The sequence below is a fragment of the Helicobacter pylori genome (genome assembly GCF_011140715.1).
Lineage (GTDB): Bacteria > Campylobacterota > Campylobacteria > Campylobacterales > Helicobacteraceae > Helicobacter > Helicobacter pylori_DA.
The window spans coordinates 79,404-98,269 of sequence record NZ_SFZZ01000060.1 but is presented as its reverse complement, the minus strand read 5'-3'; the positions used below and the strand labels follow the sequence as shown (position 1 = coordinate 98,269).

Sequence of the window (18,866 nt, the reverse complement as noted above, 5' to 3'; positions counted from 1 at the left end):
AAAAAAAAAAAAAAAAAAAAAAAAAGGTTTTTGTAGCGTTTCTAAACAAATATTAAACCAGTAAAGGTCATTTTAAAAGAAATGAGGTTGTTTGAATGGGGGTAACTATAAAAAAAAGGGGTTTTTTTAACTTTGATCGTTTGGTTTGGTTGTTTGAGATTTGTTGTAAAAAGGATTTTTTCTTTGGATTTATTTGTAAATTTTGTTGTAATAATGATTTTCTTAAGGAGATAAAAAGGTTTTGCAATCATTTTCCCCAAACACTCAAGGGTTCTTTAAAAAAGCGGGGCTATCCTTGAGTTTTGGGGCGTTTGCATGCGGTTATTTAAAAAGCTTGGTGCGAGTTTCTCACTCTTTTAAAAAGGATTTGAGCGTTTCTTAAAACTATCACCAACGCTCTGTTAGGGCAAAATTAGGACAAAGCCTAATCCCCTACATAGACTTGTCTTGGGCGCGTGATCCTGGCTTGCGGGCTTTTGACATGCTCTAATAATTGAGCGCACCAGCCCACGGTTCTGCCAATGACAAACACCGGCGTGAAGAAACGCACCGGGATTTTTAAAGCCCTTAAGATCGTGCCGGAGTAAAAATCCACATTAGGGTAGAGATTCCTTTCAATGAAATACTCGTCTTTTAGTGCGATTTCTTCCACTTTCGCGGCGATTTCGCTCAAGCGTTCATCCATTTTAACGCCTTTTTGGTGCAGTTCGTCTTTTAGACCTTTTAAGATTTTGGCGCGCGGATCGTAGCTTTTATACACCCTATGCCCAAAGCCCATGAGTTTGAAATTATCGTTTTTGTCTTTTACGCGCACGATGTATTTATCCACATTTTTCACATCGCCGATTTCTTCTAATTGTAAAAGGACTTTTTCATTCGCTCCGCCATGCAAATGCCCCCATAAAGCGCTAATGCCCGCGCTAATGGCGGCATAAGGATGCACGCCGGTGCTAGCGACATTCCTTACCGTGGTAGAAGAGGCGTTTTGCCCATGATCAGCGTGCAAAGTTAGGATTTTATCAAAGGCTTCCACTTCTAGGGGCGTGATTTCTACTTCGCCTTGAGTGGTGTGTTTTAAGCGGCTATAAGGGTAACCTCTCAGCATGAAAAGGATATTTTCCACATAAGAGCGTGCGATATCCGGATAAATAATGGGTGCTCCCACTTCGTTACGATAGCAAATAGCCGCAAGCGTGGGGATTTTAGCGACAATCCTTCTGGCCATAGTCTGGTAATCTTCTTCAGTGTGCATGTTTTGGTGCGTGGAATAAAGGGTGGATAAGATAGACACCCCGCTAGAGAGTTTCGCCATAGGGTGGGCGTTGCTAGGGAAAGCTGAAAACATGTTGAGTAAGCTCTCATGCACAAAGCTTCTGTGGCGTAGTTCCAATTCAAACTCTAGGCTTTCATCTTGATTTTTGGGTAATTCCCCTGTGAGTAATAGTCTACACACATCTACATATTTGTATTTGGCGACTAAATCTTCTATCCTATGCCCTCTGTAATACAATTCGCCTTTTTTGCCATTGATATAGCTGATCTTAGATTGGCACCCGGCGGTAGAAGAATACCCTGGATCGTAAGAAAAAAACCCGGTCGTTTCAAAAAGCTTGGAAAAATCCACCGCTTTAGGCCCACGAGTGCATTCAATCATCTCAAATTCGTAGCGTTCATTATTCTCATTATTGATTAAAGTAACAGACATTGTGATTTCCTTAAGTTTTGATAATATTCAACTCCTAATTATAAGCCAAAAAATTAAATGATTTCTTTTAAAAACATTTCGTTTTATTTCAAGTTATTCCTAACCGCTACTTTTAAACACGCATTCAAAAAAAGATTTTTAAGGGTTATATAGTATTTTTGCGCTAGTATAGTTACTCAAACTTTAGAAAAAGGATAGACAATGGCTTACAACCCTAAAATTTTACAAAAACCTAAAGAGGGCGAAGAAATTACGATTAAAGACAACAGATTGCATGTGCCAAATTACCCCATTATCCCTTTCATTGAGGGCGATGGCATTGGATCGGATATTACCCCAGCGATGATTAAAGTCGTGGATAGTGCGGTTCAAAAGGCTTATAAGGGCGAGAAAAAAATCGCATGGTATGAGGTGTTTGTGGGCGAAAAATGCTATCAAAAATTTAAAGATCACAAGGAATTAAGCCCCGAAGAGCAATGGCTCTTACCGGACACTATTGAAGCGATTAATCATTATAAAGTCTCTATTAAAGGGCCTTTGACCACGCCTATTGGTGAGGGGTTTAGATCTTTGAATGTAGCGTTACGCCAAAAAATGGATTTGTATGTGTGCTTGAGACCGGTTCGGTGGTATGGGAGTCCTAGCCCGGTTAAAGAACCACAAAAAGTGGATATGGTGATTTTTAGAGAAAATTCTGAAGACATTTATGCGGGCATTGAATGGCAAGAAGGTAGCGCGGAAGCGAAAAAACTCATCCATTTTTTACAAAATGAACTAAAGGTTAAAAAAATCCGCTTCCCTGAAAGCAGTGGCATAGGGGTAAAACCCATTAGTAAGGAAGGCACAGAGAGGCTGGTTAGGAAAGCGATTGAATACGCTATTGATAACGACAAGCCAAGCGTAACTTTTGTGCATAAAGGTAACATCATGAAATACACCGAAGGGGCGTTCATGAAATGGGGCTATGCGCTCGCTCAAAAAGAATTTAACGCTCAAGTCATTGATAAAGGCCCATGGTGTTCTTTGAAAAACCCTAAAACCGGTAAAGAAATCATCATTAAAGACATGATCGCTGACGCGTTTTTGCAACAAATCTTATTGCGCCCTAGCGAATACAGCGTCATTGCGACCATGAATTTGAATGGGGATTATATCTCTGATGCGTTAGCGGCGATGGTGGGGGGTATTGGTATCGCTCCTGGGGCTAACCTCAATGACACGGTGGGCATGTTTGAAGCTACCCATGGCACCGCTCCTAAATACGCCGGGCTGGATAAAGTCAATCCGGGGTCTATTATTTTGAGCGCGGAAATGATGTTAAGGCATATGGGCTGGGTGGAAGCGGCTGATTTGATCGTCTCTGCGATGGAAAAAGCGATTAAGAGCAAGAAAGTAACTTATGATTTCGCTCGTTTAATGGATGGGGCTAAAGAAGTCAAATGCTCTGAATTTGCTAGCGTGATGATTGAAAACATGTGAAAGAGCGTTTTTTAAGCTCTGGTGTTTGAATGCGATTGTTAGGCTAATACTATCATAAGGAATGAAATTGATAAAATTTGTGCGTAATGTGGTTTTATTCATTTTAACAGCGATCTTTTTAGCGCTCATGCTTATAGTGAGCTATTGCATGCCCCATTATAGCGCGGCTGTCATTAGCGGAGTGGAAGTCAAAAGAATGAATGAAAATGAAAACACGCCCAATAATAAGGAAGTAAAAACCCTTGCTAGAGATGTCTATTTTGTGCAAACTTACGACCCTAAGGATCAAAAAAGCGTAACCGTCTATCGTAACGAAGACACGCGCTTTGGCTTCCCTTTTTATTTTAAGTTTAATTCGGCTGATATTTCAGCTCTCGCTCAAAGTTTAGTCAACCAGCAAGTGGAAGTGCAATACTATGGTTGGCGGATCAATTTGTTTAACATGTTCCCTAATGTGATTTTTTTAAAGCCCTTAAAAGAGAGCACTGACATTTCAAAACCCATTTTTAGCTGGATTTTATACGCCTTGCTGTTAGGGGGCTTTTTTATTAGCGTGCGTTCTGTTTGCACTTTATTTAAGGGCAAAGCTCATTAATTCTTTCAGGCTTTGTTGGAAAATCACAATGGGGTTATTGGAGCGTGTATTAAAAAGCTCAATATAGGGCAAGCTGATGCTGTGAAAAGCGGTGTTGTTTTCCCTCAAATTGATAGCGATTTGATAGTCTAATTGGTGGGATTTCAATAAAAAGTCATTCAGCAAACAATCATTAATCAAGCCCAAATTGTCATGGCTGATCAAAAGCATTTTGGCTTTTAATTTTAGGGCCAAATCCAGCATGTTTTCTTCTAAAGTGATAGGCACGCATAGCCCCCCAGCCCCTTCAACGATGACTAAATCATAAGTTTTGGTGAAATTTTGGAGGCGTTGGGTTAAATTGTTCGTGTCAATGGGGGCGTTTGGATCTTCTTCTTGTTGGGCGATGAGGGGGGCTGAAGCTTTATGATAACGATAGAATGAAATGTCTTTTAAGGTTAAAGAGCGATCCAAAAGGCGGTTATCTTGCAAGAATAGATGCGCGTCGCTAAAGCGGTTGGTTGCATCATTGATGCCGGTTTCAATGGGCTTTAATAGAATCGTTCTAACGCCACAAGCGTTGCAATACTGGGCTAATAGCCTAGCGCATGTGGTTTTTCCGGCATTGGTGTTAGTCGCACTGATAAAGAGCATGGTTTAACCTTTAAATTTATAGTCGTTACCTCTAAAGTGATAAGCGCCATCAAAGATTTGAGAAGTCAATACATTTTTGATTTGTGGTAACTTCACATTTTTAAGTGCTTCTCTTGGGACTTCAATGACTAGTCTCTCAAACGCTTGGTCATTTAAAGGGTTATCAATATCAAAAATGAAACTTAAGATATTGTGGAGTGAGTTGTAGGTGATTTTATCAATTAACGCATAAGTTAGTCTAACGCCCTCTGCTTGCTCTATGGCGGTAACGATGCTTTTAGATAGTCTAGGGCTGATGCTATCAAGCTGTGTCGCTAAATCTGTCGGTGAGATGAAGCAATACCCTGCATCGGTGTCAATAGTGTTAGCAAGCACTTTAGCTAATAATGTCCTACTCACTTTTTTGCCTTGTCGCATAGCATTGACAAGGTTATTGACTTGAATGTTTCGCTTCATACCTTGTCGGTAGTCATCGCTTACCGCACATTTTCGTGCTTCTATGCGTTTAATCGCATTTTCCTGTCTTTTTATCATTTCGTCTAAAAAGAACTCTTTAGGGTGTCCATACCCACGAGTGATTTTCTGTAATGCCTTAATATTACCTCTAATGTCCTCGCCAACACTCTCTATACCCAATTTAGAGTAATCAAAAGGCATACAAGTCGCTTTTAATTCTGTCTTAACGATTTTATTAAGAGCGAGTTTATTAAGACCGATACCCTCTTTATACCTAGAGAGAAAAGTATAAACGCTGTCATTTATGCGTGTGAGAGCTTGTGGTAAGTCGCTAGGGACTGAAAATTTAATCCCTGTGAATTTAGCCCATACCTTACCAAAACTATTAGGGCTAGAGCTTATCAAATCTATCCTATAAGTCTTATTCTTATTAGCCATTAATTGTCCGCCATAGCAAATCGCTGCTTGTCTGAATTGTTTGCCCCATATCAATAAGTGGTTTTTCAAATCAAATGTGCTACTAGGTTCGTTTTGGAATACGAAAAAGCTAACCTCTTTGTCTGGTAAAATATTGTCTTTAGGGTTGTCTTTCCAATATCCTAACACTTCAATATAACCAATGAAATCTCTGTCAATATTCAATATGTCTTTTAGCTGTTGTGTCCTTGCCATATTTTCTTTTCTAGTGTAGCGATACCTCTCAACAAATTTATCACTAGACATAAGGTCTCTCATTGTGGCGTTTTTCTTAAAGAATTTGTCTGCATAAAAATTGCCTAATTTGTTATAGAGTGTCGCATAAATGTTCTCAATCATATCTTTGTAATTTTTAAATTTTGTGGTTTCTTTACCATTTTCAGGTTGTGGGTGAAAGAAATCTACAACTTTAATAGGGTCGTATGGGTCTAAATCCACAGATTGACTTAACCAATATTGAGCTATTATGTCCGCATTTTTAGGGTCTGCTCCGCTCTTATAAGCATAGATTAGAGCGTTTTGTTCTTTTTCGGTAAAGTCTTTATAAAAAGCGTCTTTAAAAGGTCTAAACGCCGAGATAGTCCCAAAAGGTAGTCCGCTCGCAATCTTTTTATAAATGCTGATAAGATTAGAACTCTCAATTGTAGAGCCTTTAATCGTTTTGTGGCTCATATCATATTTAAGTCGTGAGATTTCATCGCCAACAGCATCTAAAAACTTGCTTAAGGGCATTGCCTTACCAAGCACCCTAACGCTAGGTTTATTTTGTCTAGCTAATTTCTTGTCCGCTAACGCCTTATCAATAGATGCTGTCAAAGATAAAGAAGTGTTTCTTTGTGGCTCATCAACAAATTCTAAAAAGTCGTAATTCAATAGCATTTTGTGTCCTTTTCTTTAAGCGAGATTGTAGCGCTTTATCTTTGAGCTTTCAGCGGGTCATTAGGGTTTATTTGGTATAATACCAAAACTTCATTTAAGGTTGGTTCTTATGAATATTTTATTTGGGATTAGCGACACGCAAGAATGTTATAACGCTATTAAATTCGCTGTCAAATTAGCCCATTCGCTTAAAGAGGTCCGTTTCACTCTATTGCATGTGAGCATGGAAGTGTTTATTTATAGCGAAAGCGGGATGATGGATTATGGCCAGACAGAAGCCTTAGAAGAAGAAAAGGCTAAGGCTTTGTTAAAGCAATTTGAAGACGCTTTCAAAAAAGAAAATATAGAGTGCGAGAGCGTTTTAAAAAGCGGTGATTTGATTGATGTGGTTTTAGAAATGGCTAAGGATTATGATTTGTTATTGATCGGAGCGAGCGAATCTAATTTGTTGTATCGTTTGTTCATTTCGCACCAAAATAGCTTGGTTGAACAATCCAGTATCCCTGTTGTGATCGCCAAGTAGCATGGATAAGCGGCATGAACATGAAAATGTATAACATACCCACCCCCACCATGGCGCAAGTGATCATGGTTGATGACCCCATTACGACAGCGGAATTTGTCATCTCTGCTTTGAGGGATTTTTTTGACAAGTCTTTAGAAGAGGCCAAAGCCCTCACATCAAGCATCCATCGTGATGGCTGTGGGGTTTGTGGCGTCTATCCTTATGATATTGCCAGGCATAGGGCAGCATGGGTTAGGGATAAGGCCAGAGAGCTAGATCTCCCCTTAAAATTATTGGTAGAAGAGATAAAATAATGGCTAAATTCAATCAAGATCTCAATGAAGTTCTAAACCAAGCTTTAAATTTAGCCCTAGATCTTAACCACGCCCTTTGCACCACAGAGCATGTGCTACTAGTCATTTTAGAACATGAGAGCGGGGAAAAGATTATTGGCGCTTTAGAAAGAGATGACTATGATAAATTAAAACAAATCCTTAAAGACTATTTGTTGCAATATGTGCCTTTAAAGAGCGATCCAGCCAAAATGCCTGCTAGGAGTTTTGTGCTATTAAGAATGCTTAAAAGAATGTATGCGAGTTGTTTTGAGAGCGTGGGCGTGGAAGAATTGCTTATTTTAATGCTGGATCACCCCGATTGTTACGCTTCAAAACTCATGGATAGTTTTGGCATCGCTCGTTTGTATTCTAATCCTGCTTTATTGGATTTGGACAACCATGGTATTCCTAATGACATTAATGATAATGAAGAAGCGCCCAAAAACACTCCCCTAAAAAAATACGCTAAAAACTTAAGCGCTTTAGCCCAAGACAACGCTTTAGATCCAGTCATTGGCAGAGAAGAAGAGATTTTAAGAGTGATAGAAATTTTAGGGCGCAGGAAAAAGAATAACCCGCTTTTAATTGGCGAAGCGGGCGTAGGAAAAACCTCCATCGCTGAAGCTTTGGCTTTAAAAATCGCTCAAAAAGAAGTGCCGGAGTTTTTGCAAGAATATGAAGTTTATTCTTTGGATTTGGCTTTAATGGTGGCTGGGGCAAAATACAGAGGGGATTTTGAAAAACGCTTGAAAAAAACGCTCAAAGAAATCCAACAAAACGGCCGTATCATTTTATTCATTGATGAAATCCACACCCTTTTAGGCGCAGGGAGCAGTAACGCTGGGAGCTTGGATGCAGCGAATATATTAAAGCCGGTTTTAACGGATGGGGGTTTGAAATGTTTAGGAGCGACCACTTTTGAAGAATACCGCAGCGTGTTTGAAAAAGACAAGGCTTTTAATAGGCGTTTTTCAGTCATAAAAGTTGAAGAGCCTTCTAAAGAGGCGTGTTACTTGATTTTAAAAAAGATCGCTCCTCTTTATGAAGAACACCACCAGGTGCGTTATGATGAGAGCGTGTTTAAGGCATGCGTGGATTTAACGAGTGATTACATGCATGATAAATTCTTGCCGGATAAAGCGATTGAATTATTAGATGAGGTGGGATCGAGGAAAAAAATCAACCCCAAAAAGGGCAAAAAAATCGGTGTTGATGACGTGAAAGAAACGCTCGCTCTAAAGCTTAAAATCCCTAAAATGCGTTTGAGCAACGATAAAAAAGCTCTTTTAAGGAATTTAGAAAAATCGCTTAAAAATAAGATTTTTGCCCAAGCAGACGCGATCAGTCTTGTCAGCAATGCGATCAAAATCCAGCATTGCGGGCTTTCTGCAAAAAATAAGCCTGTGGGGAGCTTTTTATTCGTGGGGCCTAGTGGGGTGGGGAAAACAGAATTGGCTAAAGAATTGGCCTTGAATTTGAATTTGCATTTTGAACGCTTTGACATGAGCGAATACAAAGAAGCCCATAGCGTGGCAAAGCTCATTGGGAGTCCTAGCGGTTATGTGGGGTTTGAGCAAGGGGGGTTATTGGTGAATGCGATTAAAAAGCACCCGCATTGTTTGCTGCTTTTAGATGAGATAGAAAAGGCCCACCCTAATGTGTATGATTTGTTGTTGCAGGTGATGGATAAAGCCACTTTGAGCGATAATTTAGGCAACAAGGCGAGTTTTAAGCATGTGATACTGATTATGACTTCAAATGTGGGGAGTAAGGATAAGGACACGCTGGGGTTTTTTAGCGCTAAAAACGCCAAGTATGATAAAGCCGTTAAAGAGCTTTTGACCCCTGAATTACGATCCAGGATTGATGCGATCGTGCCGTTTAATGCGCTCAGTTTGGAGGATTTTGAACGCATTGTCTCTGTGGAATTAGACAAATTAAAAACCCTAGCGCTAGAGCAAGATATAGCCTTAAAATTCCATAAAGAAGTTGTGAAATTCATCGCGCAAAAAAGCTACCAAACGACTTTAGGAGCGAGAGAGATTAAAAAAATCATTCACAATGAGATCAAAACCCCATTAAGCGATCTACTGCTCTTGCAATCGCTTAAAAAACCTTGTAAGATCGCTTGCTTGCTAGAAAAAAACCAATTGGTTCTAAAAGAAATCAAGCGCGCACAAAAGGTGAAAGAAAATGACTTTTGAAATGCTTTATAGTAAAATCCATAGGGCTACTATCACAGACGCTAACCTCAATTACATAGGCTCGATCACCATAGATGAGAATTTAGCCAAGCTGGCTAAGCTCAGAGAGGGCATGAAAGTGGAAATCGTGGATGTCAATAACGGCGAACGCTTCAGCACCTATGTGATTTTAGGGAAAAAAAAGGGCGAAATTTGCGTCAATGGCGCAGCGGCCAGAAAGGTGGCCATAGGCGATGTGGTGATCATTTTAGCTTATGCGAGCATGAATGAAGATGAAATCAACGCACACAAGCCGAGCATCGTGCTAGTGGATGAAAAAAACGAAATTTTAGAAAAGGGTTAGAGATGGATTTCAGTCAATTGGGCGGGTTAAGCGGGTTATTAGACGGCATGAAAAAAGAGTTTTCCCAACTAGAAGAAAAGAATAAAGACACGATCCACACTTCCAAAAGCGGTGGGGGAATGGTGAGCGTGAGTTTTAATGGGTTGGGGGAATTAGTGGATTTGCAAATTGATGACAGCCTGTTAGAAGATAAAGAAGCGATGCAAATCTATTTGATGAGCGCTTTGAATGACGGGTATAAAGCCGTAGAAGAAAACCGAAAGAATTTAGCCTTTAACATGTTGGGGAATTTCGCCAAGTTGTGATGCTTTATAAGACCCTTATCGTTTTTATCGCTCTGTTGGGTTTTTTGAATGGTTTAGGGGCTTATGATTTCAAGCATTGTCAGGCGTTTTTTAAAAAAGCGAGCCTTCAAAAAGGGGGCGTGGCTTTAAAAGAACTGCCTAAAGGCGTGTATTTGTATTATTCCAAAACCTACCCCAAACACGCTAAAGTCATCAAATCCGATCCTTTTATAGGGCTGTATTTGTTGCAAAGCGCACCAAGCGAGTATGTTTATACATTAAGGGATTTGGACAAAGACGCCCTTATAAGACCCATGGCTAGCATAGGGGATAATCAAGCCACAGAAGCGCGATTATTAGTGGGGCAAAAAGGCTATGACCGCTACGCTCAAATTTCACAAAAGATTCAAAAAAATGGCGTTATCAGCAATATTTGCTATCAAATGCTAGGGCTAGGGGTAGGGGGGAATGGCTTTATGGAAACGAAATTTATCAAGCGCTTTTTAAACCAAAAAGAGCCTTATTATGGGGATATTGGGGTGCGTTTAAAAGAACATCATAAGCGTTTAGTGGTAGTGCAATTTGATCCCTTTTTCCCTAAAAACCCTTTTTTAAAAAACGATGAAATCCTAGCGATCAATGATTACAAGATCCATTCGTTAGCGGAGTTTGAATGGGTGGTGAGCAATCTTAAATACCAAAGCCTTGCCAAAGTGAAAATCAAACGGAACCGCCAAATCAAAGAAGTAACGCTCAAAGTCAATAAGCGTTACGGAGGGTTTTTACTCAAAGACACTTTTTTAGAACGCTATGGCATCGCTTTAGACGAGCGTTTTACTATCACTAAAATAGGCAATCATTTGCCCAAAGGCCTAGATTTTTTAAAGCTTGGGGATAGGATTTTATGGGTGAATTATAAAAGCGTTTCGTTCAACCCGAAGGCTTTAAGAGAAGCGTTAAGCGCGCCTAAAATTGAATTACTAGTTTGGCGTAAAGGCTTTGAATTTTACATTAAAGTCCGTTGAAACATTGATGAAAAATGACGCTTATGAGATTATCCTTTCTTGGTTTATCACGCCTCTCACGGCGATTTTAGGGCGTTTCGCTGAATTTTTCCTCTACACCTTGCATGCACAATTGGTGTTTAATAGCGTGGTCGCTTTGGCGTTCATGCTCTTTGCTTACAGGAGTTTGAAAGAACAGAATTTCTTCAGCGCTAGCGCGCTTTTAGAAGCGTTATTATTTGTGGGGTTTTTTGCGCTGTTTAATTACGCTTTGAAAAACCCTTCGCGCTTTTATGAATTGTTTCAAAACGCTATTTTTATTGCGCCTAACATGATCACGCAAAGCCTTTCTCAAAGCTTGAGTAACTTTTCTAACCACGCGCTTTCTTTAGATTTTATCTTCAATCATGGTTTTTATGCCCTTAGTTTCATTAGCGATTTGAGCCATAATGAAATGTCCGTGTGGCTTTTTTTAAGCATTTTGCAAGCGCTTTTTTTGAGTGTGCTGTTTGCGATCATCATTTTAGTGTATTTGGAAGCGCATGTGTGGTGCTCTTTAGGGGCGCTGTTTTTAGCGTTTGGGTTTTTTAAAAACTGGAGGAGCGTTGTGATTATATGCCTTAAAAAATGCTTCGCTCTTGGGTTTTACAAGCCTTTTTTGTTGTTGGTGGGGTTTTTGAACGTGTCGGTTACTAAGGCGTTAATGGACGCTAGCATGCAAGAAAAACAAGACTTAAGCTTTTTATTGGTGGTGGCGTTATTTTTGTGTTGCGTTTTTATCATCGGCGTACCTTTTTTCATCAACGCTTTGTTTAGGGTGCAAAACAGTCTCAAAGAAACTTACAAACTCGCCACCAATTTGAGCGCTAACCTCACTCAAAGCGCTTTGCAATCTTTACAATATATCACGACCTCGCCCGCTCCCTCTAGCGTTTCTTCTTCTATGAACGAAAGCGTCTCTAAAGAAAAAGAAACGCATTCCCCCACATTTAAGGTAGAAACCACTCAATTAGATGTAAAAATCCCAAATTTCAAGCAAAAAAAGGTTAAAAAGGATACAATAAATACAAAAAATGAATTTTAAATAAATGGGAATTTAATGAGAATTTTTTTTGTTATCATGGGACTTTTGTTATTTGGTTGCACCAGTAAGGTGCATGAGATGAAAAAAAGCCCTTGCACCTTGTATGAAAACAGGTTAAATCTCGCATGAAAGAAAAGCCTTTCAATAGCGAGCAGTTGATCTATTTAGAAGAGCTTTTAAGCCACCAAGAAAAGCATTTAGAAAACAAGCTTTCTGGTTTTTCGGTGAACGATTTGGACATGCAAAGCGTGTTTCGGCTAGAAAGGAACCGCTTGAAAATCGCTTACAGGCTTTTAGGTTTGATGAGCTTTATCGCGCTTATCTTAGCGATCGTTTTAATCAGTATCCTGCCCTTACAAAAAACCGAACACCATTTCGTGGATTTTTTAAACCAGGACAAGCATTACGCCATTATCCAAAGAGCGGATAAAAGCATTTCCAGTAATGAAGCGTTGGCTCGTTCGCTCATTGGGGCGTATGTGTTAAACCGAGAGAGTATTAATCGCATTGACGATAAATCGCGCTATGAATTGGTGCGCTTGCAAAGCAGTTCTAAAGTGTGGCAACGCTTTGAAGATTTGATTAAAACGCAAAACAGCATTTATGCGCAAAGCCATTTAGAAAGAGAAGTCCATATCGTCAATATTGCGATCTATCAGCAAGACAATAACCCCATTGCGAGCGTTTCCATTGCGGCTAAACTTTTGAATGAAAACAAGCTAGTGTATGAAAAGCGTTATAAGATCGTATTGAGTTATCTGTTTGACACCCCGGATTTTGATTACGCTTCCATGCCTAAAAACCCTACCGGCTTTAAAATCACTCGCTACAGCATCACTGAAATCGCGCCGACTAATAGGGGCGATTGATGCGTAAGGTTTTATATGCCCTCATGGGCTTTTTGTTGGCTTTTAGCGCTTTAAAAGCCGATGACTTTTTAGAAGAAGCGAACGAAACAGCCCCGGCGCATTTAAACCACCCCATGCAGGATTTAAACGCCATTCAAGGGAGCTTTTTTGATAAAAACCGCTCAAAAATGTCCAACACTTTGAACATTGATTACTTTCAAGGGCAAACCTATAAAATCCGCTTGCGTTATGCGATGGCGACCTTATTGTTTTTTTCAAAACCCATTAGCGATTTTGTTTTAGGGGATAAGGTGGGCTTTGACGCAAAAATCTTAGAAAGTAACGATCGCATTTTGCTCATCAAACCCCTACAAATTGGCGTGGATTCTAATATCAGCGTGATTGATAATGAGGGTAAGATTTTTTCTTTCTATGTGTTTTCTACCACTTTCACTAGCTCCAAACACCCTAATTTACAGGTTTTCATAGAAGATAAAAATTATTATTCTAACGCTTTTTTGAAGCCCCAAAAAGAAAATAAAGAAAATGCCCTTGAAAACGCCCCCACAAACGACAACAAGCCCTTAAAAGAAGAACCCTTAAAAGAAGAAAAAGAAGAAACCAAAGAAAAAGAAGAAGAGACTATAACTATTGGCGACAACACCAATGCGATGAAAATCGTTAAAAAAGACATCCAAAAAGGCTATAAGGCTTTAAAAAGCTCTCAAAGGAAATGGTATTGTTTAGGGATTTGTTCTAAAAAATCCAAACTCTCCTTAATGCCTGAAGAAATCTTTAACGACAAGCAATTCACTTATTTCAAATTTGACAAAAGATTAGCGCTCTCTAAATTCCCGGTGATTTATAAGGTCGTTGATGGCTATGATAACCCGGTGAATACAAGGATTGTGGGCGATTACATTATCGCTGAAGACGTTTCGGCTAAATGGACTTTAAGGCTGGGTAAGGACTATTTGTGTGTCCGTTTTGTCAAAAGGGGTAAAGATGAATAAGTGGCTTAAGGGGGCGGTTGTTTTTGTAGGGGGTTTTGCAACGATTACAACCTTTTCTTTAATCTACCACCAAAAGCCAAAAGCCCCCCTAAATAGCCAACCCAATCTTTTGAATGACGATGAGGTGAAATACCCCTTACAAGACTACACCTTCACTCAAAACCCACAGCCAACTAACACAGAAAGCTCTAAAGACGCCACCATTAAAGCCTTACAAGAACAGCTCAAAGCCGCTTTAAAAGCCCTAAACTCCAAAGAAATGAACCATTCCAAAGAAGAAACTTTTACTAGCCCTCCCATGGATCCAAAAACAACCCCCCCTAAAAAAGATTTTTCTCTAAAGCAATTAGATTTATTAGCCGCTCGCATCACCCCTTTCAAGCAAAGCCCTAAAAATTACGAAGAAAACCTGATTTTCCCCATGGATAACCCTAATGGCATTGATGGTTTCACTAACCTTAAAGAAAAAGACATTGCCACTAATGAAAACAAGCTTTTACGCACCATTACAGCGGATAAAATGATACCCGCTTTTTTGATCACGCCCATTTCTAGCCAGATCGCTGGTAAAGTGATTGCGCAAGTGGAAAGCGATATTTTTGCAAGCATGGGAAAGGCTGTTTTAATCCCCAAAGGCTCTAAAGTCATAGGCTATTACAGCAACAATAACAAAATGGGCGAATACCGCTTGGATATTGTATGGAGCCGCATCATCACTCCCCATGGCATCAATATCATGCTCACTAACGCTAAAGGGGCGGACATTAAAGGCTATAACGGCTTAGTGGGGGAATTGATTGAAAGGAATTTCCAACGCTATGGCGTGCCGTTACTGCTTTCTACGCTCACTAACGGCTTATTGATTGGGATCACTTCAGCTTTAAACAATAGAGGCAATAAAGAAGAGGTGACTAATTTCTTTGGGGATTATCTTTTATTGCAATTGATGAGGCAAAGCGGTATGGGGATCAATCAAGTCGTGAATCAAATTTTAAGAGACAAGAGCAAGATCGCCCCCATTGTGGTGATTAGAGAGGGGAGTAGGGTCTTCATTTCGCCCAATACTGACATCTTCTTCCCTATACCCAGAGAGAATGAAGTCATCGCTGAGTTTTTGAAGTGACTTAAAAAATGCCCAATTAAAAACGCTATAATAACCCTAAAAAACAAAAGAGAGCCTGACAAGAAAACGCATGAAAATTAAAAATATCTTACTGAGTGGGGGGAGCGGCAAGCGCTTATGGCCTTTAAGCCGTAGCCTATACCCTAAGCAATTTTTAAAGCTTTTTGACCATAAAAGCTTGTTTGAATTGAGTTTTAAAAGAAACGCTTCCTTAGTGGATGAAACGCTCATTGTGTGCAATGAAAAGCATTATTTTTTAGCCCTAGAAGAAATAGAGAATGAAATCAAAAACAAAAGCGTGGGTTTTTTATTAGAGAGCTTGAGTAAAAACACCGCTAACGCCATTAGTTTGAGCGCTTTAATGAGCGATAAAGAAGATTTACTCATCGTTACGCCAAGCGATCATTTGATTAAAGACCTTCAAGCGTATAAAAATGCGATGAAAAAAGCGATTAATTTAGCCCAAAAAGGCTTTTTAGTCACTTTTGGGGTGAGTATTGAAAAGCCCAACACGGAGTTTGGGTATATTGAAAGCCCTAATGGTTTAGATGTGAAGCGATTCATTGAAAAGCCAAGTTTAGAAAAAGCGATAGAATTCCAAAAAAGCGGGGGTTTTTATTTCAATAGCGGCATGTTTGTTTTCCAAGCGGGCGTTTTTTTAGACGAACTAAAAAAGCATGCCCCCACTATTTTAAAGGGGTGCGAAAGAGCGTTTGAATCGTTAGAAAACGCGTATTTTTTTGAACAAAAGATCGCTCGTTTGAGCGAAAAGAGCATGCAAGATTTAGAAGACATGAGTATTGATATAGCCTTAATGCAGCAAAGCCACAAAATCAAAATGGTAGGATTAAACGCCAAATGGAGCGATTTAGGGAATTTTAACGCTCTTTTTGAAGAAGTGGCTAACGAGCCTAAAGAAAATGTCAGCTTGAATCAAACGCCTGTTTTTGCCAAAGAAAGCACAAATAATTTAGTGTTTTCTCATAAAGTGAGCGCTCTTTTAGGCGTTGAGAACTTAGCCATCATTGACACTAAAGACGCTCTTTTAATCGCTCATAAAGACAAGGCTAAGGATTTAAAAGCTTTAGTGAGCGAGATAGAAACAAACAACCAAGAATTGTTGCAAACGCACACTAAAGTGTATCGCCCTTGGGGGAGCTATGAAGTCTTGCATGAGAGTGGGTGTTACAAGGTTAAGATTTTAGAAGTCAAACCAAACGCTAGGCTTTCTTTACAGAAACATTTCCACAGGAGCGAACACTGGGTGGTGATTAGCGGGATGGCGAGCGTGGAGTTGGATCACCAATCGTTTGAATTGCAAGCTAATGAGTCCACTTATATCCCTAAAAACACCCTACACCGCCTGGCTAATTACGGCAAAATCCCTTTGATTATCATAGAGGTCCAAGTGGGCGAGTATGTCGGTGAAGACGATATTGTAAGGGTTGATGACGATTTTAACAGACAGAATCAAAACGCCTAATAAAGGAAATTTAATAAATAAAATTCAATAAAGGAAAAATAATGAAAGAAAAAATCGCTTTAATCACCGGGGTTACCGGGCAAGATGGGAGCTATCTGGCTGAATACTTGCTCAATTTAGGTTATGAAGTGCATGGGTTAAAAAGGCGCTCTTCTAGCATCAACACTTCTAGGATCGATCATCTGTATGAGGATTTGCACAGCGAACACAAAAGGCGTTTTTTCTTGCACTATGGGGATATGACCGATAGCTCTAACCTCATCCATTTAATCGCTACCACTAAGCCCACAGAGATTTATAATTTAGCCGCTCAAAGCCATGTGAAAGTCTCTTTTGAAACCCCCGAATACACCGCTAACGCTGATGGTATTGGCACGCTAAGGATTTTAGAGGCCATGCGGATTTTAGGGCTAGAAAATAAAACACGATTCTATCAAGCCAGCACGAGCGAATTGTATGGCGAAGTCTTAGAAACCCCGCAAAATGAAAACACCCCCTTTAACCCACGAAGCCCCTATGCGGTCGCTAAAATGTATGCCTTTTACATCACCAAAAATTACAGAGAGGCCTATAACTTGTTTGCGGTTAATGGCATTCTTTTTAACCATGAGAGTAGGGTAAGGGGCGAAACTTTTGTAACCCGTAAAATCACACGAGCCGCTAGCGCGATAGCGTATAACTTAACAGATTGCTTGTATTTAGGGAATTTGGACGCTAAAAGAGACTGGGGGCATGCCAAAGATTACGTGAAAATGATGCATTTAATGCTCCAAGCGCCCATTCCACAAGATTATGTGATCGCCACAGGGAAGACCACGAGCGTGCGCGATTTTGTGAAAATGAGCTTTGAATTTATCGGCATTGATCTAGAATTTCAAAATACAGGGATTAAAGAAATCGGTTTGATTAAAAGCGTTGATGAAAACAGAGCGAACGCTTTACAATTAAACTTAAGCCATTTAAAAACAGGCAAAGTCGTGGTGCGTATAGACGAGCGCTATTTCAGGCCTACTGAAGTGGATTTGCTCTTAGGCGATCCCACTAAGGCTGAAAAAGAGCTAGGCTGGGTTAGGGAATACGATTTAAAAGAGTTGGTTAAGGACATGTTAGAATACGATTTAAAAGAATGCCAGAAAAACCTTTACTTGCAAGAGGGGGGCTATACTTTAAGGAATTTTTATGAATGAGATTATTTTAATCACCGGCGCTTATGGCATGGTGGGGCAGAACACGGCGTTGTATTTTAAAAAAAATAAGCCTGATGTTACTTTACTCACCCCTAAAAAGAGCGAATTGTATTTATTGGATAAAGACAATGTTCAAGCTTATTTGAAAGAATACAAACCTACAGGCATTATCCATTGCGCCGGGAGAGTGGGGGGCATTGTGGCGAACATGAACGATCTTTCAACTTACATGGTTGAGAATTTACTGATGGGCTTGTATCTTTTTTCTAGCGCTTTAGATTTGGGCGTGAAAAAAGCCATTAATTTGGCGAGCTCTTGCACTTACCCTAAATTCGCCCCCAACCCTTTAAAAGAAAGCGATTTATTGAACGGCTCTTTAGAGCCAACGAATGAAGGCTACGCTTTAGCCAAACTCTCTGTGATGAAGTATTGCGAGTATGTGAGCACTGAAAAAGGCGTTTTTTATAAAACCCTAGTGCCTTGCAACCTTTATGGCGAGTTTGACAAGTTTGAAGAAAAAATAGCGCACATGATACCAGGGCTTATCGCTAGGATGCACACCGCTAAATTAAAAAATGAAAAAGAGTTTGCGATGTGGGGCGATGGCACGGCTAGAAGAGAATATCTAAACGCTAAAGATTTAGCCAGATTCATCGCTCTCGCTTATGAGAATATCGCTCAAATGCCTAGCGTGATGAATGTCGGCTCTGGAGTGGATTACAGCATTGAAGAGTATTACGAAAAAGTCGCTCAGGTTTTAGATTATAAGGGCGTGTTTGTGAAAGATTTATCCAAACCAGTGGGCATGCAGCAAAAGCTTATGGATATTTCCAAACAAAAGGCTTTAAAATGGGAATTAGAAATCCCTTTAGAGCAGGGCATCAAAGAAGCTTATGAGTATTATTTGAAGCTTTTAGAGGTTTGAAATAAAATCAAGGCTCTTATGGAGCTATAAAAACGCTCCGCTATTAGGCGTTAGGCTAGCGGTAGTTGCGATATTGTAATCGTTTTAGCTTCAAACAAACTTTGAGTCATTAATGGGGGTTTGGTCGCTTCGCTCTCAATCTCAAACGCTTTCAAAAAGCGAGGTATGTTGCTATTCTGATTTTTCATAAAGAGCTAGGGAGTGGGGGAAGTGGGGGGGCTTTTTCTATGAGTCTCATTATCGCTTGCTTTGCATGAAAAATAAACCCCCAAAGGGCTATGACAATAATTTCTAAATTGTATTG

At 39.8% G+C, this 18,866-nt stretch carries 20 protein-coding genes; 17 read left to right on the top strand and 3 right to left on the bottom strand.

Annotated elements, in window-relative coordinates; all coding sequences use genetic code 11:
• Positions 1-241 precede the first annotated feature (241 nt).
• Positions 242-382, top strand: coding sequence for a hypothetical protein (locus EWZ81_RS08505; RefSeq protein ID WP_165549328.1), 141 nt, complete (start codon positions 242-244; stop codon positions 380-382).
• Positions 383-424: 42 nt separating this feature from the next.
• On the opposite strand, the gene EWZ81_RS06290 is transcribed toward EWZ81_RS08505, so the two are convergent.
• On the bottom strand, positions 425-1,705 hold the full coding sequence (locus EWZ81_RS06290) for a citrate synthase (RefSeq protein WP_120849134.1): 1,281 nt from the start codon (positions 1,703-1,705) through the stop codon (positions 425-427).
• A gap of 201 nt (positions 1,706-1,906) precedes the next feature.
• Between EWZ81_RS06290 and icd the strand changes: the two genes are divergently transcribed.
• Complete coding sequence (gene icd, locus EWZ81_RS06285; protein ID WP_165549384.1) at positions 1,907-3,184, top strand: isocitrate dehydrogenase (NADP(+)); 1,278 nt, start codon at positions 1,907-1,909, stop codon at positions 3,182-3,184.
• Between the two features lie 67 nt (positions 3,185-3,251).
• On the top strand, positions 3,252-3,779 hold the full coding sequence (locus EWZ81_RS06280) for a DUF1523 family protein (protein ID WP_165549383.1): 528 nt from the start codon (positions 3,252-3,254) through the stop codon (positions 3,777-3,779).
• Here EWZ81_RS06280 and bioD read toward each other — a convergent pair.
• A complete protein-coding gene (gene bioD, locus EWZ81_RS06275; protein ID WP_165549382.1) occupies positions 3,756-4,412 on the bottom strand; it encodes a dethiobiotin synthase in 657 nt (218 codons plus the stop codon). The two genes, EWZ81_RS06280 and bioD, sit on opposite strands and share 24 nt — an antisense overlap.
• Before the next feature lie 3 nt (positions 4,413-4,415).
• Positions 4,416-6,224 carry a hypothetical protein gene (locus tag EWZ81_RS06270; protein ID WP_165549381.1) on the bottom strand — a complete coding sequence of 603 codons (1,809 nt, stop codon included), beginning with the start codon at positions 6,222-6,224 and terminating at the stop codon, positions 4,416-4,418.
• A gap of 109 nt (positions 6,225-6,333) precedes the next feature.
• Here EWZ81_RS06270 and EWZ81_RS06265 point away from each other — a divergent pair, with 109 nt between their 5' ends.
• The 14 genes from EWZ81_RS06265 to EWZ81_RS06200 all read left to right on the top strand — a co-directional run bounded on the left by EWZ81_RS06265 (position 6,334) and on the right by EWZ81_RS06200 (position 18,562).
• The gene (locus EWZ81_RS06265) at positions 6,334-6,747 is read left to right on the top strand and encodes a universal stress protein (protein WP_001023008.1); all 414 of its coding nucleotides are present in this window, start codon (positions 6,334-6,336) and stop codon (positions 6,745-6,747) included.
• 20 nt (positions 6,748-6,767) lie between these two features.
• Positions 6,768-7,043 carry an ATP-dependent Clp protease adaptor ClpS gene (locus tag EWZ81_RS06260; RefSeq protein WP_000784903.1) on the top strand — a complete coding sequence of 92 codons (276 nt, stop codon included), beginning with the start codon at positions 6,768-6,770 and terminating at the stop codon, positions 7,041-7,043.
• Complete coding sequence (locus EWZ81_RS06255) at positions 7,043-9,268, top strand: AAA family ATPase (protein ID WP_165549380.1); 2,226 nt, start codon at positions 7,043-7,045, stop codon at positions 9,266-9,268. The genes EWZ81_RS06260 and EWZ81_RS06255 overlap by 1 nt, the downstream gene beginning before the upstream one ends.
• Positions 9,258-9,611 carry an aspartate 1-decarboxylase gene (gene panD / locus EWZ81_RS06250; RefSeq protein ID WP_000142261.1) on the top strand — a complete coding sequence of 118 codons (354 nt, stop codon included), beginning with the start codon at positions 9,258-9,260 and terminating at the stop codon, positions 9,609-9,611. Before EWZ81_RS06255 ends, panD begins: the two co-directional genes overlap by 11 nt.
• 2 nt (positions 9,612-9,613) lie before the next feature.
• Positions 9,614-9,916 carry a YbaB/EbfC family nucleoid-associated protein gene (locus tag EWZ81_RS06245; protein ID WP_000347926.1) on the top strand — a complete coding sequence of 101 codons (303 nt, stop codon included), beginning with the start codon at positions 9,614-9,616 and terminating at the stop codon, positions 9,914-9,916.
• Entirely contained in the window at positions 9,916-10,920 is a 1,005-nt protein-coding gene (locus EWZ81_RS06240; protein WP_165549379.1) for a PDZ domain-containing protein, read from the top strand. The genes EWZ81_RS06245 and EWZ81_RS06240 overlap by 1 nt, the downstream gene beginning before the upstream one ends.
• 7 nt (positions 10,921-10,927) lie before the next feature.
• Positions 10,928-11,983, top strand: a complete 1,056-nt coding sequence (locus tag EWZ81_RS06235) for a type IV secretion system protein (protein ID WP_165549388.1) — start codon at positions 10,928-10,930, stop codon at positions 11,981-11,983.
• Between the two features lie 15 nt (positions 11,984-11,998).
• Entirely contained in the window at positions 11,999-12,112 is a 114-nt protein-coding gene (locus EWZ81_RS06230) for a hypothetical protein (protein ID WP_001217870.1), read from the top strand.
• Entirely contained in the window at positions 12,109-12,852 is a 744-nt protein-coding gene (locus tag EWZ81_RS06225; protein WP_000660536.1) for a VirB8 family type IV secretion system protein, read from the top strand. The genes EWZ81_RS06230 and EWZ81_RS06225 overlap by 4 nt, the downstream gene beginning before the upstream one ends.
• On the top strand, positions 12,852-13,844 hold the full coding sequence (locus EWZ81_RS06220) for a TrbG/VirB9 family P-type conjugative transfer protein (protein ID WP_165549378.1): 993 nt from the start codon (positions 12,852-12,854) through the stop codon (positions 13,842-13,844). Before EWZ81_RS06225 ends, EWZ81_RS06220 begins: the two co-directional genes overlap by 1 nt.
• Positions 13,837-14,967 (top strand): DNA type IV secretion system protein ComB10, encoded by a 1,131-nt coding sequence (locus EWZ81_RS06215; protein ID WP_165549377.1) that lies wholly within the window; start codon positions 13,837-13,839, stop codon positions 14,965-14,967. The genes EWZ81_RS06220 and EWZ81_RS06215 overlap by 8 nt, the downstream gene beginning before the upstream one ends.
• A 70-nt stretch (positions 14,968-15,037) precedes the next feature.
• Positions 15,038-16,450, top strand: coding sequence for a mannose-1-phosphate guanylyltransferase/mannose-6-phosphate isomerase (locus EWZ81_RS06210; protein WP_165549376.1), 1,413 nt, complete (start codon positions 15,038-15,040; stop codon positions 16,448-16,450).
• A 41-nt stretch (positions 16,451-16,491) separates the two neighbouring features.
• Positions 16,492-17,637, top strand: a complete 1,146-nt coding sequence (gene gmd / locus EWZ81_RS06205) for a GDP-mannose 4,6-dehydratase (protein WP_165549375.1) — start codon at positions 16,492-16,494, stop codon at positions 17,635-17,637.
• Positions 17,630-18,562: a GDP-L-fucose synthase family protein gene (locus tag EWZ81_RS06200; protein ID WP_165549374.1), complete on the top strand. Its 933-nt coding sequence runs from the start codon at positions 17,630-17,632 to the stop codon at positions 18,560-18,562. Before gmd ends, EWZ81_RS06200 begins: the two co-directional genes overlap by 8 nt.
• The last annotated feature ends 304 nt before the right edge of the window (positions 18,563-18,866 follow it).

Bases quoted from the DNA above. Each gene is read 5' to 3' on its own strand.
- bioD (WP_165549382.1), bottom strand. From the start codon at position 4,412: ATGCTCTTTATCAGTGCGACTAACACCAATGCCGGAAAAACCACATGC.
- icd (WP_165549384.1), top strand. From the start codon at position 1,907: ATGGCTTACAACCCTAAAATTTTACAAAAACCTAAAGAGGGCGAAGAA.
- EWZ81_RS06220 (WP_165549378.1), top strand. From the start codon at position 12,852: ATGCGTAAGGTTTTATATGCCCTCATGGGCTTTTTGTTGGCTTTTAGC.
- EWZ81_RS06230 (WP_001217870.1), top strand. From the start codon at position 11,999: ATGAGAATTTTTTTTGTTATCATGGGACTTTTGTTATTTGGTTGCACC.
- EWZ81_RS06235 (WP_165549388.1), top strand. From the start codon at position 10,928: ATGAAAAATGACGCTTATGAGATTATCCTTTCTTGGTTTATCACGCCT.
- EWZ81_RS06225 (WP_000660536.1), top strand. From the start codon at position 12,109: ATGAAAGAAAAGCCTTTCAATAGCGAGCAGTTGATCTATTTAGAAGAG.
- EWZ81_RS06290 (WP_120849134.1), bottom strand. From the start codon at position 1,705: ATGTCTGTTACTTTAATCAATAATGAGAATAATGAACGCTACGAATTT.
- panD (WP_000142261.1), top strand. From the start codon at position 9,258: ATGACTTTTGAAATGCTTTATAGTAAAATCCATAGGGCTACTATCACA.
- EWZ81_RS06200 (WP_165549374.1), top strand. From the start codon at position 17,630: ATGAATGAGATTATTTTAATCACCGGCGCTTATGGCATGGTGGGGCAG.
- EWZ81_RS06245 (WP_000347926.1), top strand. From the start codon at position 9,614: ATGGATTTCAGTCAATTGGGCGGGTTAAGCGGGTTATTAGACGGCATG.
- EWZ81_RS06255 (WP_165549380.1), top strand. From the start codon at position 7,043: ATGGCTAAATTCAATCAAGATCTCAATGAAGTTCTAAACCAAGCTTTA.
- EWZ81_RS06210 (WP_165549376.1), top strand. From the start codon at position 15,038: ATGAAAATTAAAAATATCTTACTGAGTGGGGGGAGCGGCAAGCGCTTA.
- EWZ81_RS06265 (WP_001023008.1), top strand. From the start codon at position 6,334: ATGAATATTTTATTTGGGATTAGCGACACGCAAGAATGTTATAACGCT.
- EWZ81_RS06270 (WP_165549381.1), bottom strand. From the start codon at position 6,224: ATGCTATTGAATTACGACTTTTTAGAATTTGTTGATGAGCCACAAAGA.
- EWZ81_RS06215 (WP_165549377.1), top strand. From the start codon at position 13,837: ATGAATAAGTGGCTTAAGGGGGCGGTTGTTTTTGTAGGGGGTTTTGCA.
- EWZ81_RS06260 (WP_000784903.1), top strand. From the start codon at position 6,768: ATGAAAATGTATAACATACCCACCCCCACCATGGCGCAAGTGATCATG.
- EWZ81_RS06240 (WP_165549379.1), top strand. From the start codon at position 9,916: ATGCTTTATAAGACCCTTATCGTTTTTATCGCTCTGTTGGGTTTTTTG.
- gmd (WP_165549375.1), top strand. From the start codon at position 16,492: ATGAAAGAAAAAATCGCTTTAATCACCGGGGTTACCGGGCAAGATGGG.